The organism is Catenulispora sp. EB89 (assembly GCF_041261445.1).
Lineage (GTDB): Bacteria > Actinomycetota > Actinomycetes > Streptomycetales > Catenulisporaceae > Catenulispora.
Genome location: NZ_JBGCCU010000027.1, coordinates 139,258 through 154,827, shown reverse-complemented (window position 1 = coordinate 154,827; position 15,570 = coordinate 139,258). Strand labels below are relative to the sequence as shown.

General features: G+C 71.6%; 13 protein-coding genes. 7 read left to right on the top strand and 6 right to left on the bottom strand.

Annotated elements, in window-relative coordinates; translation table 11 throughout:
• Positions 1-127 precede the first annotated feature (127 nt).
• The 3 genes from ABH920_RS40275 to ABH920_RS40265 all read left to right on the top strand — a co-directional run bounded on the left by ABH920_RS40275 (position 128) and on the right by ABH920_RS40265 (position 5,250).
• Positions 128-1,501, top strand: coding sequence for an FAD-dependent oxidoreductase (locus ABH920_RS40275; protein WP_370354572.1), 1,374 nt, complete (start codon positions 128-130; stop codon positions 1,499-1,501).
• A gap of 363 nt (positions 1,502-1,864) precedes the next feature.
• Entirely contained in the window at positions 1,865-4,279 is a 2,415-nt protein-coding gene (locus ABH920_RS40270; protein WP_370354571.1) for a glycosyltransferase, read from the top strand.
• Positions 4,280-4,296: 17 nt separating this feature from the next.
• Positions 4,297-5,250, top strand: coding sequence for a glycosidase (locus ABH920_RS40265; protein ID WP_370354570.1), 954 nt, complete (start codon positions 4,297-4,299; stop codon positions 5,248-5,250).
• Between the two features lie 197 nt (positions 5,251-5,447).
• Here ABH920_RS40265 and ABH920_RS40260 read toward each other — a convergent pair whose 3' ends face one another.
• A complete protein-coding gene (locus ABH920_RS40260; RefSeq protein WP_370354569.1) occupies positions 5,448-5,663 on the bottom strand; it encodes a dodecin in 216 nt (71 codons plus the stop codon).
• Positions 5,664-5,777: 114 nt separating this feature from the next.
• Between ABH920_RS40260 and ABH920_RS40255 the strand changes: the two genes are divergently transcribed.
• The 3 genes from ABH920_RS40255 to ABH920_RS40245 all read left to right on the top strand — a co-directional run bounded on the left by ABH920_RS40255 (position 5,778) and on the right by ABH920_RS40245 (position 8,266).
• Positions 5,778-6,437, top strand: coding sequence for a DUF2461 domain-containing protein (locus ABH920_RS40255; RefSeq protein ID WP_370354568.1), 660 nt, complete (start codon positions 5,778-5,780; stop codon positions 6,435-6,437).
• Between the two features lie 103 nt (positions 6,438-6,540).
• Positions 6,541-7,257: a Mut7-C RNAse domain-containing protein gene (locus tag ABH920_RS40250; RefSeq protein ID WP_370354567.1), complete on the top strand. Its 717-nt coding sequence runs from the start codon at positions 6,541-6,543 to the stop codon at positions 7,255-7,257.
• Between the two features lie 265 nt (positions 7,258-7,522).
• Positions 7,523-8,266 carry a DUF1266 domain-containing protein gene (locus tag ABH920_RS40245; RefSeq protein WP_370354597.1) on the top strand — a complete coding sequence of 248 codons (744 nt, stop codon included), beginning with the start codon at positions 7,523-7,525 and terminating at the stop codon, positions 8,264-8,266.
• A gap of 40 nt (positions 8,267-8,306) precedes the next feature.
• On the opposite strand, the gene ABH920_RS40240 is transcribed toward ABH920_RS40245, so the two are convergent.
• Positions 8,307-9,068 (bottom strand): DeoR/GlpR family DNA-binding transcription regulator, encoded by a 762-nt coding sequence (locus tag ABH920_RS40240; protein ID WP_370354566.1) that lies wholly within the window; start codon positions 9,066-9,068, stop codon positions 8,307-8,309.
• 82 nt (positions 9,069-9,150) lie between these two features.
• On the opposite strand from ABH920_RS40240, the gene ABH920_RS40235 reads away from it, so the two are divergent.
• Positions 9,151-10,560, top strand: a complete 1,410-nt coding sequence (locus tag ABH920_RS40235) for a restriction endonuclease (RefSeq protein ID WP_370354565.1) — start codon at positions 9,151-9,153, stop codon at positions 10,558-10,560.
• Here the strand turns inward: ABH920_RS40235 and ABH920_RS40230 are convergent.
• The 4 genes from ABH920_RS40230 to ABH920_RS40215 form a co-directional block, all read right to left on the bottom strand.
• Positions 10,532-13,237, bottom strand: coding sequence for a lanthionine synthetase LanC family protein (locus ABH920_RS40230; protein ID WP_370354564.1), 2,706 nt, complete (start codon positions 13,235-13,237; stop codon positions 10,532-10,534). The two genes, ABH920_RS40235 and ABH920_RS40230, sit on opposite strands and share 29 nt — an antisense overlap.
• Before the next feature lie 94 nt (positions 13,238-13,331).
• Positions 13,332-13,499, bottom strand: coding sequence for a hypothetical protein (locus ABH920_RS40225; RefSeq protein ID WP_370354563.1), 168 nt, complete (start codon positions 13,497-13,499; stop codon positions 13,332-13,334).
• A gap of 69 nt (positions 13,500-13,568) precedes the next feature.
• The gene (locus ABH920_RS40220; protein WP_370354562.1) at positions 13,569-14,858 is read right to left on the bottom strand and encodes a low temperature requirement protein A; all 1,290 of its coding nucleotides are present in this window, start codon (positions 14,856-14,858) and stop codon (positions 13,569-13,571) included.
• Positions 14,859-14,945: 87 nt separating this feature from the next.
• Positions 14,946-15,539: a GNAT family N-acetyltransferase gene (locus tag ABH920_RS40215; RefSeq protein ID WP_370354561.1), complete on the bottom strand. Its 594-nt coding sequence runs from the start codon at positions 15,537-15,539 to the stop codon at positions 14,946-14,948.
• Between the last annotated feature and the right edge of the window lie 31 nt (positions 15,540-15,570).

Here is a 15,570-nt window from a genome sequence, read left to right as displayed (position 1 = left end):
CACGCTTTTTCCGGCGTAAGCCGGTATCTCGTCGCAATCTCGAAGATGCCACGTATACCCGCCGACAGCGACCATAACGATGCCCGGGCCCTCCGCCCGGGCCATTCTGTGTCGAGGGGGCATCGGCATGCCACACACACGCCGCGACCACGCCGTCGTCCTGGGCGCGAGCATGGCCGGGCTGCTGGCGGCCCGGGTGCTCAGCGAGTCGTTCGGGCGGGTCACCGTCGTCGAGCGCGACGCCCTCCCCGTGGACGTCCTCGCCACCGGCTCCCGGCATCGTCGCGGCGTGCCGCAGTCGCGGCACGTCCATGTGCTGCTGGCGCGCGGCGCGTCGATCCTGGAGGACCTGTTCCCCGGGTTCGTCGCAGAGGCCGAAGTCGCCGGGGCCCGGACCACGGATGCCCTGGGGCAGGTCCGCCTGCTCCTGTCCGGTCAGCGGCTGCTTCAGACCGACATCGGTCTGCGGTCGCTGCTCTGCGGCAGACCGCTGCTGGAAAACCTTGTCAGGGCTCGAGTACGTGCGCTGGACGGCGTCCGCTTCCTGGAACGCCACGACATCGTCGGCCTGACCGCGACGCCGGACGGCCGCCGCGTGACCGGCGTCCGGATCCACGCGGACGGCGGCGAGCAGGAGACAGCCCTGGACGCCGACCTCGTCCTGGACGCGACCGGCCGCGCCTCGCGCGCTCCCGTCTGGCTCCACGACCTCGGCCACGGCCGCCCGACCGTCGACACGGTCCAGGTCGGCCTCGCCTACGCCACCCGCACCTACCGCCTCCCGCAAGGCGCGATGGGCAAGGACCAGCTGATCCTCAACAACGCCACCCCCGAGAACCAGCGTGCCGCGGTCCTGGCCGAGCAGGAGAACGGCCTGGCGCGGCTGACGCTCGCCGGCATGCTCGGCGACCGTCCGCCGCTGGATCCGAAGGCCTTCGACGCCTTCGCGGCCAGCCTCCACTTCCCCGACATCTTCGAGGCGATCCGCGACGCCGAGCCGCTGGACGACCCGGTCGGCTTCCAGTACCCGGCGAACGTCCGGCACCGCTACGAGCGGATGCGCAGCTTCCCCGACGGGTTTCTCGTGCTCGGCGACGCCGTCAGCGCGTTCAATCCCGTCTACGGGCAGGGCATGACGTCTGCCGCGATGCAGGCCGAGGCGATGCGCGCGGTGCTCGCCGACGACCGGGACGCCAGAAACGGCAAGCCGCTGACATGGCGGCGCTACTTCCAGGCCATCGCGAAGGCCGTCAATCCGCCGTGGCAGATCTCGGCGGGCGGCGACCTGGCGTTTCCGGACGTGCGGGGGCGGCGCACCCCTGCCGTCCGCATGATCAACGCCTACCTCCCGAAGGTGCACGCGGCCGCGGCCCACGACGTGGACATGTCCGTGGCCTTCATCCGCGTGGGGTCGCTGATGGATCGTCCGGAGTCCCTTCTGCGACCGGACATCATCTTCCGCGTGCTGCGCGGGCCGGGACGCCGACACCCGCGAGGGTGAGCGCGGCGGCCGCGAGGCCGGCCAGGGCGCTGAACAGCACACCGGCCGGGTGGAGTGGCGCTCGAAAGGGCGGAAGGCGAAGGCGGCGACGACGGCTGCGGCGAGCATGATCGCGCGCGGCGGCGGCTCATCGCGGGCCTGGAGCACGGACACGGATGTCTCAGCCCACGGACGATCACATGGGCTCTATGCCCCACTGTCGCAGAATGTTGTTTCCGTCACGAAACATCCGGATGCGACGCTGACTGTTGTTCAATCATCTTTAGCCCCCATACACAGTCATCCGACCGATACCTCCGCTACATCCGCGCGCCACCGACGCTCCGCGTCGTCCACGGACCATGGACTTGGAAGGTGAAGGGCATGTCTGAGACCCACCCGCCGCTGGGAACCCGGTTGGCGATCGTTTCGACCTACGCGCCGCGCCGCTGTGGCATCGCCACGTTCTCGCAGGACCTGACCACGGCGCTCGCGCACTCGGCGCCTGACCTGGCCGTCGAGATCTGCGCGCTGGACCGGGACGGCCTGGACTACCCGGCCGAGGTGTCCACCGTGATCGGACAGGACTCTTACTCCGACTACCGCAAGGCCGCCGCGCGGCTGGCCGAGTCGGGCGTGGACGCCGTGGTCATCCAGCACGAGTACGGGATCTTCGGCGGCAACGACGGGGCGTGGATCACCGGCTTCGCCGGCGAACTGGCGCGGCGGGGCGTGCCTTATCTGGTGACTTTGCACACAGTGTTGTCCGAGCCGACGTGGACGCAGGCCTCGACCTTGAACCGGCTGTGCCAGGACGCCGCGGCGGTGACCGTCTTCACCGAGACGGCGCGCACGCTGGTCGTGCGGACCGGGATCGCGCCGCCGGACCGGATCGTGTACGTGCCGCACGGGGCGCCGGAGCCGGTGACCGATCACCAGACGTCGTACGAGATCGGCGCGGAGGGCCGGCGGACGCTGGACGCGCTGGCCGGCCGGCGGCTGCTGTCGACGTTCGGGCTGATCTCGCCCGGCAAGGGCCTGCAGACCGCGATCGAGGCTCTGGGTCTGATCGCCGAGGAGCACCCGGATGTCACGTACCTGATCGCCGGATCGACGCACCCTGAGATCGTCCGGAACAACGGCGAGGACTACCGCGAGAGCCTGATGCGCGCGGCCAAGGAGGCCGGCGTCGCGGACCGGGTGGTGTTCCTCGACAGCTTCCTGACCGAGATGGAGATCGGCGCGATCCTGGCGCAGACGGAGATCTTCCTGACGCCGTACCGCTCGCGGGAGCAGATCTCGTCGGGTGCTCTGACCTTCGCCGTGGCCGCCGGAAAGCCGGTGGTGTCGACGGACTACCACTACGCTGTGGACATGCTCGGTGACGGTGCCGGGATCACTGTTCCGCCGGAGGACCCCGAGGCCTTCGCCGGCGCACTCCGTACGCTGCTCGGCGACGACGAGCGGCTGGCCGCGGCGCGGCGGGCGGCGCGCGAGCGCGGGGCGGGGCTGCGGTGGGACGCGGTGGCGCAGCGGTTCGCGGCGATCGTGCGGGCGTGTGCGGCGCAGCGTCGCCTGAAGGGACCAGCGGCGAGCGCGGGTAACGCGGCGAACGCCGCCGCCCTGGAGCGGTCGGACCGCTCGAAGCACAAGCCTCAGTCGAAGCACGCGGAGCGCTTCGAACTGCCGCGGCTGAAGCTGAAGCACCTGAGCCGGCTCACCGACTCCGGCGGGATCATGCAGTTCGGCCAGGGGATGCGGCCGGACCCGGCCTCCGGGCACTGCGTCGACGACGTCGCGCGGCTGGCGATCGTCGCGGCCGGGCTGTGCGCGGAGCAGCCGCAGGCGCTGCGCGCGGCGGCCCCGCACACCTGGCTGGACACGAGCCTGGAGTTCCTGCAGCAGGCCTACGACCCGGAGTCGCAGGCGGTCCGGAACATGCGCACCGTCGACGGCCGCTGGCTGGACGAGCCGCACTCCGGGGACCACGTCGGGCGGCTGGTCTGGGGGCTGGGCGAGGTCGCGTCGTCGCCGGCGGTCCCGGAGAAGTTCCGGGAGCGGGCCGTCGAGCAGCTGATGGACGTGCTGCCCGCGGTCAGGGGCCTGACCAGCTTGCGGAGCATGGCGTACGCGGTGCTCGGGCTGGTACGGGTCCCGGAGCCGACGCCGGAGCTCGAACGGTGCGTCGAGCGGCTGGACGCGGCGTGGCAGGACACTGCGACGGCTGAGTGGCCGTGGTTCGAGGAAGAGCTGACGTACGACAACGCGCGGCTGGCCCAGGCGCTGCTCGCCGGCGGGGCGCGGGCCGGGGACGGCGCGATGGCCGAGCGGGGCCTGATCGCGCTGGACTGGTATCTGGAGCAGGTCGGGCTGGATCCGGCCGGGGACTTCGCCGGGAACCCCGCCGGGGACTCCGGGGACTCCGGGGACTCCGCGCGGGGCCAACTGCGGCTGGTCGGGAACCTGTGGCGGCACAAGGGGGTGGCGCGCCCCGAGGACGAGGGCGACGAGCAGCCCCTCGACGCCGCGGCCGTGGTCGAGGCGGGCGCGCAGGCGTGGCGGGTGACCCGGCAGGAGCGCTACGCCAGGCTCGCGCGACGTTCCTTCGGCTGGTTCCTGGGGGACAACCGGCGTGGGCTGCCGTTGTACGACGCCGGTTCCGGCGGGTGCCGGGACGGGCTGCGGTCCGGGGACACGAACGTGAACCAGGGGGCCGAATCGACGTTGGCCTACTACCAGGCGCGCCTCGGGCTGATCCGGGCGGGTCTGGCCGACGCCAGGGACACCGCCAATCGATAACTGAGGGGGCAACGGCTTTGCCGACCAAAGACGACATCATCCGGGACCTGTTCCGACGGGAGCCCGCCAATCCGATCCTCACCGCGGAGGACTGGCCCTACCGCGTCAACACGGTGTTCAATCCGGGCGCCGCGACCCACGACGGCGAGACCGTGCTGCTGTGCCGGGTCGAGGACGCGCGCGGGATCTCGCACCTGACGGTCGCGCGCTCGCCCGACGGTGTGCACGGCTGGCGGGTGGAGCCCAAACCGCTGCTGGCCGAGGACCCGGGCGACCACACCTCGATGTGGGGTGTGGAGGACTGCCGCGTGACGTGGGTCGCCGAGCTGGGGAAGTACGTGATCGCGTACACCGCGTACGGGCCGTCGGGGCCGTGCGTCGCGCTGGCCACCACCGAGGACTTCCACTCGGTGGAGAAGCTGGGCGCGGTGATGCCGCCGGACGACAAGGACGCGGCGCTGCTGCCGCGCCGGGTGAACGGCGAGTTCGTGCTCTACCACCGGCCGGTCAGCTCCCGGACCGGCAACCGCGGCAACATCTGGCTGTCGCGCACCACGGACCTGCACCACTGGAGCGCGCCGGAGCCGGTGATGGCCAGCCGCGAGGGGCCGTGGTGGGACGCGGCGCGCATCGGACTGGGGCCGGCGCCGATCGAGACCGAGCACGGCTGGCTGGCGGTCTACCACGGGGTCAAGCAGATGCCGGCGGGGCCGCTGTACCGGGCCGGACTGGTGCTGTTCGACCTGGAGGAGCCCGCGCGGGTGGTGCGGCGCTCTCCGGCGTGGGTGATGGGGCCGGCCGCGGAGTACGAGACGCGGGGGGACGTGCCGAACGTGGTGTTCCCCACGGGCATGGTGCACGACGAGGACAGCGGGGAGCTGCGGCTGTACTACGGGGCCGGGGATTCGGTGGTCGCTTTGGCCACGGCGAAGCTCGACGAGTTGCTCGACTATCTGTGGCAGTACGGCTGAGGGGGGCCTGAGGGTTTGGTGCGGGGCCGCTGCTTCGCGCTCGGGCTGGGGCTCGGGGGTGGGGCGGCGGCTCTTTTTGGTGCGGGGCGGGACGGCGAGCACGCGAGAACATCATGCCCGGGCCGGCGAGCGGCGGTAGCTTTTCGCGCGGCGGCGGGCTCGGGCGCGCGGCAGGTGCTCGCGCCGCCGGCTTCGCCTCAGTCCGCGTCGTCGATCTGGAAGCCGACCTTCAGCCCCACCTGGAAGTGGCCGACCTCGCCGTCCTTCAGGTGGCCGCGGATCTGCGTGACCTCGAACCAGTCGAGCTTGTGCAGGGTGGCGCTGGCGCGGCTGATCGCGTTGCGGATCGCGGCGTCGACGCCCTCGTGCGAGGAGCCGACGATCTCGGTGACGCGGTAAGTGTGCTCGCTCATAGTTGCCAGGCTCGGGCAGGTGGCGGCGGTGCGCATCCGGGGAGGCGGCGGGCGGCGGGCCGAACGGGTGACGGCGGCGCGGCGGCCGGGGCGCGGGCATGGTTCGATGGCGGCATGACGACGCGGTTCGCAGGGTTCGGCGATGAGGCGTACGACTTCTACCTCGGGCTCGCCGCCGACAACTCGAAGGCCTACTGGACCGAGCACAAGCAGGTGTACGACAGCGCGGTGCGCGAGCCGATGCAGGCGCTGCTGGACCAGCTGGCGCCCGCCTTCGACGGCACGCCGAGCCTGTTCCGGCCGTACCGCGACATCCGCTTCAGCAAGGACAAGACGCCGTACAAGACGCACCAGGGCGCGCTGCTGAACGTCGCGCCGGGGATCGGCTACTACCTCTCGCTGGACGCCGACGGGCTGCACGTCGGCGGCGGCTTCTTCCCGCAGCAGCGCGAGCAGACCGCGCGCTTCCGCGCCGCGATCGACAGCGCCGCCACAGGACCGGAGCTCGAGGCGATCGTCGCGAGGCTGGAGAAGCGCGGCTTCGAGATCGGCGGCGCGCAGGTACGCACCCGGCCGCGCGGCGTGCCCGCCGACCATCCGCGGCTGGACCTGATGCGGCGGGAGCACCTGACGGCGGGGCGGGCGGTGGCGCCGGCGGTCGGCGAGGACGCCGGGTTCGCGACGGTGCTGACGAAGTACTGGCGGGACATCACGCCGCTGGTCGGGTGGGTGATGGCGAACGCGGCGCCGCGGGGCGAGGAAGCCGAGGACTGAGGACTGAGGGCTGGGGACCAAGGGCCGGGGACCGAGGGCTGGAGCGCGGCAGGAAGCCACAAACGACTGGTCCCGAGATCGCGTCCGCTGGCATGCTGGCCCCGTGGCGAAAGCGGACATCACCATCACCTTCGACCCGGGGCTGCACGTCTTCGTCTCGGCGGCGAACCGGAAGCCGGGCGCGGCCGTGGCGACCGACGCGACCTCCAGCCTCGGGCACGTCGTGGAGGCGCTCGGGGTGCCGTTGGTCGAGGTCGGGGAGTTGCTGGTGGACGGGCGGCCGACGGCGGCCGGGCACGTGCCGGTGTCCGGGGAGGACGTCGAGGTCCGCAAGCTCGCCTTCCCGCAGCGCGTCGAGGGTCCGCTGCGCTTCCTGCTCGACATCCACCTCGGCACGCTCGCCCGGCGGCTGCGGGTGCTCGGCATCGACGCCGCGTATGAGACCCCTGATATCGGCGACGCGGCGCTGGCGGCTCGCTCCGCGCAGGAGCGGCGGGTGATGCTCTCGCGCGATCGGGGGCTTCTGCACCGGCGTGAGCTGTTCGCCGGCGCCTACGTCTACAGCCACCAGCCCACCGTGCAGCTCGACGAGATCCTGGACCGTTTCCAGCCCGAGCTCGCACCGTGGACCCGGTGCACCGCGTGCAACGGCGTGCTGCGGCCGGTGACGAAGGAAGAGATGCAGAGCCGGGTGGAGAGCGGCACCGCCAAGTCCTACGACGCTTTCGCCGAATGCGAGTCCTGCGGCCACGCGTATTGGCGCGGCGCGCATTCGGCGAGCCTGGACGCGATCGTCGAGCAGGCGACGCGGCACCGGTAGCCCGGTAGCTCCGGCAGCTCCGGCAGCTCCGGCAGCGACAGTGCCGGTAGCCGGTATCACTCATCCCGGCACCGGTAGAAATGCCCGGCCCCGCCGCTCACTGCGGGTAATTCTGCCGATGCGCCCCGCCGACGCCCCGCGTTAGGGTCCCGTGTCCAGCATCGCCCCGGCTCCGCCGAACGACCGTTCCGGCCCCCGCGGCGGGACGTCCGGTCCGGTCATGGCAGGGGGAACATCGGTGGGGATCTTGGGCAGGTTGAAGAACATGGTCGACTTCGGCTTCAAAGTACTGCCCGACGCGCCTGCGCTGACCCAGCGGCAGGAGCGCGGGCTGGCCCTCGGGGCCGTGTACGCGGCGAGCGACTACCTGCCGATCAACGCCCTGACCACCGCCGCCGACCCGAAGTCCGCCGCGCGGGTCCTGGAGCAGTCCTGGGACGTCCACGACGCGCAGTCCGCGCGCGCCACCTACCGCTACCTCCTGGACGGCGGCGGCCATCGCGCCGTCTACACCTGCGTCCGCGGCTACCTGAACGCGGGCTGGGACCTCAGCCGCGCCGAGGAGCGGGCCCGGGTCGAGCAGGCCACGCGGGAGATCCCGGCGATCGCGATTCAGCGCGGCGAGCGCCCGGACGTGGCGTTGAACTACTTCCAGTCGGGCTGGCCGCATCGGGCCTCGATGCAGTGGTACTACCCGCGCCGCATCATCGAGAGCATCGCCGCCTGGGACGCCGCGCGGGTGGTGCACGTGAGCCGCTTCATCGTCGACGCCGGCTACCTGCATCCGGACGAGGCGTGGGCGGCGATCGACGCGGCGGTGCGCATGGCACTGCCGGAGTACCCGTCGTGGGAGGAGTTCCAGCTCGGCTTCCTGGCCGGCCGGGTGTTCTGGCAGGCCAACGTCGGGTTCGACGCGCAGCAGATCAACGCCGACCACCGCCGCTACACCAGCGGCGGGAAGTCGTTGCTGAGCAAGCCGGAGAGCCCTTGGCTGCGCCTGCCCTGGTGACGGGACGGGGCGGGACGCCGGACCGGTCCATCGGCTCAGCTCACGTACGGACGACCCGCACCCCGGCGTCCCCGAACTCCCCCGCGGTCTCCTCGTCCAGGCCCTCGTCGGTGATGAACAGGTCGACGTCGTTCAGCCCGCCGAAGCGCGCCATGCAGTCGTTGCCGACCTTGCTGTGGTCGGCCAGCAGCACGGTACGCCGCGCGGCGCCGATCATCGCGCGCTTCACCGCGGCCTCGGTGATGTCCGGGGTCGTCAGCCCGCGACCGACCGAGACCCCGTTGGTGGCCATGAACGCCACGTCGACGCACAGCTGGGACAGCGGGGCCAGGGCCCAGTCGTCGACCGCGGCCATGGTCCGGCCCCGGATCCGCCCGCCGAGCATCAGGACCGTGAGGTTGGAGCGGGTCGCCAGCTGCGCGGCGAAGGCCGGCGCGTTGACGACCACGGTCAGCTCCCGGTCCACCGGCAGGGCCTCGATCAGGCGCCCGGTCGTGGTCCCGGCGTCGACGATGATCGAGCCCTCCTCGGGCAGTTCGGCCAGCGCCGCCTTCGCGATCCGCTCCTTCTCCCCGGTCATCACCGAGTCCCGGGCCGCCACGCCGGGCTCGAAGCCCAGCCGCTCGACCGGGATCGCGCCGCCGTGCACCCGGCGCACCACCCCGGCGCGCTCCAGCACGGTCAGGTCCCGGCGGATGGTCTCGGTGGTGACCGCCAGCCCCTCGGCCAGGCTCACCACGTCGACGCGGCCCTCGGCCCGCGCCTTGGCCAGAATGGCCTGCTGACGCTCCTCCGCGTACATCTCCCCACCCCTGACCACCCGAGGCCGGACCCGTTGGTTTCGGCGCCGTTTTGCTGTGTTTCGCTGGCCGTATTCTAGAGGTGTGGCGGGGTCGAAGCCGAAGAGTCTCACGCAGCAGCTCTTCGAGGCGCAGCAACGCAGGGCGGCGCACAAGGCGGCGTTGGAGAAGGCCGCGATGCAGGCCGAGCAGAAAGAGAAACGGGCGGCGGCGCGACGGGAGGAGGCGGCCGCACGGCAGGCCCAGCGCGCCGCCGAAGATCTGGCCCGCCGGCAGCAGGCCGCCGATGCGCGCCAGGTCCAGCAGGTGCTCCGCGAGATGGAGAAGCGGGAGACGCTGCGCCAGCAGGCTCAGGCCCGCGAGCAGAAGGACCGGTCCGCGCAGCGGCTCAGGGACCAGGCGGCGGCCCGGACACGCGAGGTGGAGCAGCGGGTTCAGGCGATCGGAAGTGTCCTGACAGATCGCGATCGCGGCTTGGCGCCGCTGCGTCTGGAGCCGCTGCATCAGGACTCGAACGCGGCTCCCGAATGCGGCGACGCGGAAGCTTACGCCGAGCGCATCGCGCAGCTCCTCGAAGAGCGCTCGTTTCTCAAGCGCTCACATCCAGATGTGGCCTACTCCCCTCAAACCCGGCGGCTGACCGTCGCGGTGGATCTGCCGCGTCCGGAAGGGATTCCGGCCGAGAAGGCGTTCCGGTACGTCGCCGCGCAAGAGGAGATCGTCGCAGTTCCGCGGCCGGAATCAGAACGCCGCCGCATCTACCGCGATGCCGTCGCACGCCTCGCTCTCTGCGTCGCCGACTACGTCGCCGCCCTCACCGCGCCGGAGGCGGTCAACGTCATCGCCGTGAACGGCCACGTCCCGGGCACCGATCCGGCGACCGGTCAGCCGGGCCGGCCGTGCCTGGTGACGCTGGTGGTGTCGCGGGAGGACTTCGAGAAGGTCGCGCTGGACGAGCCGCAGCTGGACCCGGTGCGCTGCCTGGAGCATTTAAGAGGTCTGCTTTCCAAGGACCCCTGCGCCCTGGAACCCGTGACCCCGTTCATCGACCTCGACAGCGAGCGCCGCCATGACGCCGCCGCAGCCCTCGACCTTGCCGCCATGGACCCCTTCGACTTCGAGCGCCTCATCCGCGATCTGTTCCTGGCCATGGGTTTCCGGGCGTGGAAGACGCCGGACAGCCACGACGGCGGCGTCGACGCGGTGGCCGTCCGCGACGACATCGCCATCGGCGGCGTCTGTGTGATCCAGGCCAAGCGGTACAGCGGCACCGTGCCGGTCGAGGCGGTGCGCGCGCTCTACGGCACGATGCAGGAGAAGAAGGCCTACACCGGCCTGGTCGTCACCACCTCGTCGTTCGGCCCGGCGAGCCACGCCTTCGCCCGGGAGGTCGGCCGCATCACGTTGATCGACGGCGGCCGCCTCGTCGCCCTGCTGAGGGATCACCTCGGCATGGACGCGGTGGTCAGGGCACGCAGGACAGCGACGAGCTGACCGCCAGCGCCATCGGCCCGCCGCCCCGGGACAGGCGCCGGAAGAAGCCCAGGATCCCGGCGACGCCGTAGGCCCAGGACGCGCTGTACTCGCCCGGGTCGTCGCGCACGAACAGCGGGTGGCCGGCCGGTCCGGCGCTGCGCACCAGCAGTTGGGCCACGACGGCGCGCGCCGCCCGCCAGTACCGGTCGTCGCCCTCGCGGACGGCGATGTCGATCAGCGTGTTGCCGATCCCGGACAGGCCGCAGCACTGGGTCGGCTTGTCCATGCGCGGGATGAGCGCGATACAGGCGTCGGCGGTGCGGCGTGCGGCGTCGGTGTAGGCCGGGTCGTTCAGGTACTCGCCCGCGGTCAGCAGGCTGGTCGTGATGCCGGCCAGGCCCTGGCACCAGGACGCGGCCAGGGGGGCCGTGGTGGGCCGGGCGGACTTCGCGGCGAGCCGGTCGGCGCGCCGGACGAGTTCGCGGGCGCGTTCGTCGGCGCCGGACAGGATGGTGTCGTCGGCAAGCCGGCTGCCGATGACGGCGAGCGCGTCGACGGTGCCGGCCAGGCCGTGGCCGCGGGCGGTGGAGGGTTCCACGCCGGAGGCGGCGCCGAGCAGTCCGGGTTGGGAGTCGGCGTCGGGCATGGCGTTGGCCAGGACGTGCTCGGCGCACTGCCGGGCGATGTCCAGGTGGTCGGGGCGCCGGTCGAGGTCGTGGAGCAGCAGGTGGCCCAGGCCGATGCCGGAGGCGCCGCTGACCAGGTCGGAGTATTCGGGCTTCCAGTCCGCGTCGAGGGTTTCGACGGCGGAGGGATCGGTTATCGGGTATCCGGCGGGGTCGGCGTCGGCGGCCGGCAGGATGCCGGGAGCCAGGCGCTGTGCCGCGCTGAGCCGGAAGATGTCCAGGCCGGTCCGTCCGGTCCACAGTCCCGGGCCCAGACGGACGACATCGGCTCCGCGCCGGCTGAACGGCACCAGTTCGGCGACCAGTGCCGGGACGCCCGGGGTCTCCAGGTGTTCCAGCAGTTCCATGCCGATGCCCGCGCCGCCCCGGTAGACGCAGCCGTCCACGCCGACCTGTTCGGTGCGCGGGACTTCTGTCAGGACCCTGCGGGTCTGGCCGGTGAGGTCGGTCAGCAGGTTCGCAGCGATCTCCTCGATCAGCGCGTCGGTGACCGGGGCGGAGACAGGCAGCGCGGTGCGGGTCCGCCGGGTGGCGGAGAAGTCGCCGGCGGCCATGCGCTGGGCCGCCTGCTGCGCGCGGACGTCGTTCATCCCGAGCAGATCGCAGATCAGCCCCAGGACACCGCCCGGGGCCTCACCGCAACGCGCTCGGATCATGCGTAACGCGACGCGGCGCGGCTCGTCCACGTCTTTGCTCAGGACCACGGCGGGCAGGGCCGACCAGGCGTAGCACAGGGTGGTGCCCAGGGCCAGGAGGTCGTCGCCGGTGGTCGGTTCCTGGTGCCGGAACTGCCGGGCGCTGGAATAGCCGGAGGTGCCGCCGGGCAAGTAAAGACCGTTGTGGCCGGCCAGCCCGAGGTCGATCAGTTTCGCGGAGCCGTCCGGGGCGACGACCACGTTGCGCGGGTTGAGGTCGCGGATCAGGACGCCCCGGTCGTGGACGGCCAGGATCACGGTCGCCAGTTGCCGCGCGAGCTTTTCCAGCGTGCGTCCGGGGACGCGCCCCGTGGTCGCACCGGGGTCGGCTGTGGAGTGGGTCGCGGGGTGCGCCGTGGCGTAGGTCGCGAGGTAGCGGCCGTTCTCCATCACGTCGTCGGCGAGGTTGTACCGGCCGACGTCGCGGGTGACCAGGAACTCGTCGGTGCCGGCGCGGAAGTGGTCGACGTAGCCCGCGACGCCGTCCACGCCTTCCAGCACGGCCAGCACTCGCCGCTCGTTGCGCACGCGCAGGCGGGTGTCGACGCCGTCGTCGCCCTCGTCGACCAGGGCCCGCGACTGCTTGACGATGACCCGGCTGCCGTCGCGCACGTCCACGGCGCGCATCACGTCGCCGCGGCCGGCGTGCACGATGCCGGAGTCGATCTCGTAGTAGTCCCCCAGGCGCGTGGTCAGGGTCGGCGGCCGCTGCCAGTCCCGCGCGCCGGGCTCGCCGGTGAACGGGTCCACGGCCCAGGCCGGCTGCCGGTAGCGCAGCGTCGCCAGGGCGGGGAACTCCTCACCGTCCGGGCCGGTCAGGGTCATGACCAGCTTGCCCTGCGCGTCGGCGCCCCAGGGTTTGTCGATGGGTCCGTAGCGGTAGTACACCGGGGCGTCGGCGGCCACGCGGCGGTCGCTGAGCACGCGCGGCGCCGCCCGGCCGCGTAAAAGGTGCGCGAGCATCAGCCCCACGGCGCGTACGCGGTCCTGTTCGGGGTAGACGGTGAAGGCCTTGCCGATCGACGACGGCGTGATCGTGCCGTCGTTGAGCCGCGCCAGGGCGCCGGTGGAGGCGGCCATCTTGAAGGCGCAGCCCTCGGCCAGCAGGGCCGGTACGATCACCTCGGCGGTCTCGGCCAGAGCCCGGGTCCGGCTGGAGACGTGCAGCTTCCATCCTTGTTCCACGACGTGCGCACCCGGCGGCCGGACACCCAGCCAGGTGACGCCTTCCTTCAGCCCGATCTCGACGCCGGCCTCGGCGGCGTGTTTTCGGATCAGCCGCTCCACGTCCTGAGGCGACAGCCCGCCGTTCATATCGAACGTCCTTCTTTCGTGGTGCTGTGGTGCCGTGTCGCCGTGTCGCCGTCAGTCCTGACGCGGGTCGCCCCCAGCGCGCCGTCGTGCAGGACTACCAGGGGATGCTGGTCGCGAAGAACCAGTGGCTGACGTCGTCACCGCAGCAGTGCAGGCACTGGCTGTGGTCCCGAGCGGCGTCGGCTATCCCGCTGAAGGCAGTGTCCACGTCGAGTTCGTCGGCATCGGTCTCGCGTGGCTCCAACTCGAGCAGTTCGTTCATCATTCGGCTCCTTGTGAGAGGCGTCCGATGCTCGGACTCTGCCCTGTCTAACCGCCCTCGGGGCGGGCGTCAATGGGTGATCGACTCTCCGTGTGAAGTCGGGCCCCCGAGCTGACGGCGCCGCGCGTCCTCCTCCGCCACCAGCATCAGGACCATGACAATGACGAGTCCGAGAAGTTCCGCCGCCGCCGAAGCGCTCGCCAGCGGAATCGTGGCGAGGACGGCCGCCGCGCCGACAGCCCGGAAGAACATGGGAGAAATCCGCAAGCTGAGACGGAAACAGAGATCGCCGACCAGGAAAACGGCGACGCCGCCTGCAAGTGCGATTGCCGGTGCGGTCGGCAGTGCATCGCCGAGATGACCGATTGCCTTTTTCAGACCGGCGGCAAGGATCGCAATACCGAGCAGCATCGGGATAAAGCTGTAGTAATACGCCCGCATCCCGAGTCGGAAGCGCCGGATGCCGGAGGCGGCGGCGAGGGCGTGTTCGGCGGCGGATTCGTCGTGTCCGAAGTACGTCCACCAGAGCGCCGCGGCCAGCGTCAGGGCCAGCGCGATCCCGGCGGCCAGCGGCCAGTCCAGGCGGGTGCCGGCCGCCCCGGCGCCGATGGCGACGACCGACTCGCCGAAGGCGATGATCAGCAGCAGGCCGTGGCGCTCGACGAAGTGCGCGGGGTCCAGCTCGCCGACGGTCTCGGTGACGCGGGCGCGGCCCTGGCCGTAGTCGCCGGTGACGCGGCCGGAGACGACCGGCGCGACTTGTTGCAGGACGACCGCCGCGAGCCAGAGCACATCGGCGGCGGCGCCGCCCTTCACGGCGCCGGCCGCCGTGACGCACGCGGCGGCGGCCAGGTTCGGGATGGCGAAGCTGAGCACGTATTGGCGGTGGATCAGGGCGTAGAGCGCACTGTGGACGGCCGTCACGAGGATGAAGGCCAGGCCGAAGGCGACGCCGTCGACGCTGAAGACTTCGGGGATCGCCAGCGCGCAGGTGAGGAAGCCGAACATGCCGACCATCAGGATCACGCGACGGGACAGGTTCTCCGGCGGGACCTGGTTGGTGAGGTAGGCGTAGGCCCCGTACATCCAGTAGAGGACCGCGAAGATCAGCAGGACGCGGCCGACCTGGGCGAAGGACATGTCGCCGGCCAGGAGCACCGTCAGCTGCGTGATGGTGAACACGAAGACCAGGTCGAAGAACAGTTCCAGGGTGGTCACGCGGCGCGGGGCGGACTGTTCGGGTGCGGGGGCCGGGGCGGTGTCGTGTCCGGTGGCCTGGCCGGTGTCGTGGTCTGTGCTGCGGCCGACGGTGTGGCCGGTGCTGTGGTCGCTGTCGGCGGGGGCCGGCGTGGCGGTCATGGGCTCACCCTAACCGGGGAGCCTGCGCCGACGAGCAGCCCGCCATCCCCCGTGGATGGCGGACCGCCGGCATCGCGGCGACTCCGGTCAGCCGCGCGCGAGCCGCTCCGTCAGACGCTGCTTGGCGGCCGGCCACTCGTCCTGGAGCATCGAGAAGTAGACGCTGTCGCGGAACGTGCCGTCGGGCCGTATCCGGTGCCGCCGCAGGACGCCTTCGCGCTGCGCGCCGAGGCGGGCGATGGCGTTCTGCGAACGCTGGTTCAGGTGGTCGGTCTTCCACTGGACGCGGCCCATGCCCAGGTCCTCGAAGGCGTGGGTGAGGAGCAGGAGCTTGGCCTCGGTGTTCACGGGGCTGCGCCAGTAGGCGCTGCCGTACCAGGTCCAGCCGATCTCCAGGCGCTCGTCGACCGGGCTGATGTCGAGGAAGGTGGTCCAGCCGACGGCGCGGCCGCCGGCCAGGTGGATGACGGCGAAGGCCACGAACTCGTCGTCGGCGAGGAGCTTGTCCAGCTTCTCCCCGAGCTCTTCCTCGGTGCGCGGCGTCGGGCCGCCCTGCCACTGCCAGACCGCGTCGTCGTTGCCGCCGGCCGCGAACAGGTCGGGAAGATGGCCGCGGGTCAGGGGCTCCAGGCGGATATGGGACCCGGTGAGGGTGGTCGGCGCGGGGGTCTTCGCTGTCATGATCCGCAGCTTAGCGATTCTTTGAACTAGT

What these genes read in the sequence shown, in the direction of transcription:
- ABH920_RS40260 (WP_370354569.1), bottom strand. Translation starts at nt 5,663, where the DNA reads ATGAGCGAGCACACTTACCGCGTCACCGAGATCGTCGGCTCCTCGCAC.
- ABH920_RS40255 (WP_370354568.1), top strand. Translation starts at nt 5,778, where the DNA reads ATGACGACGCGGTTCGCAGGGTTCGGCGATGAGGCGTACGACTTCTAC.
- ABH920_RS40245 (WP_370354597.1), top strand. Translation starts at nt 7,523, where the DNA reads ATGGTCGACTTCGGCTTCAAAGTACTGCCCGACGCGCCTGCGCTGACC.
- ABH920_RS40220 (WP_370354562.1), bottom strand. Translation starts at nt 14,858, where the DNA reads ATGACCGCCACGCCGGCCCCCGCCGACAGCGACCACAGCACCGGCCAC.
- ABH920_RS40240 (WP_370354566.1), bottom strand. Translation starts at nt 9,068, where the DNA reads ATGTACGCGGAGGAGCGTCAGCAGGCCATTCTGGCCAAGGCGCGGGCC.
- ABH920_RS40225 (WP_370354563.1), bottom strand. Translation starts at nt 13,499, where the DNA reads ATGAACGAACTGCTCGAGTTGGAGCCACGCGAGACCGATGCCGACGAA.
- ABH920_RS40230 (WP_370354564.1), bottom strand. Translation starts at nt 13,237, where the DNA reads ATGAACGGCGGGCTGTCGCCTCAGGACGTGGAGCGGCTGATCCGAAAA.
- ABH920_RS40215 (WP_370354561.1), bottom strand. Translation starts at nt 15,539, where the DNA reads ATGACAGCGAAGACCCCCGCGCCGACCACCCTCACCGGGTCCCATATC.
- ABH920_RS40275 (WP_370354572.1), top strand. Translation starts at nt 128, where the DNA reads ATGCCACACACACGCCGCGACCACGCCGTCGTCCTGGGCGCGAGCATG.
- ABH920_RS40270 (WP_370354571.1), top strand. Translation starts at nt 1,865, where the DNA reads ATGTCTGAGACCCACCCGCCGCTGGGAACCCGGTTGGCGATCGTTTCG.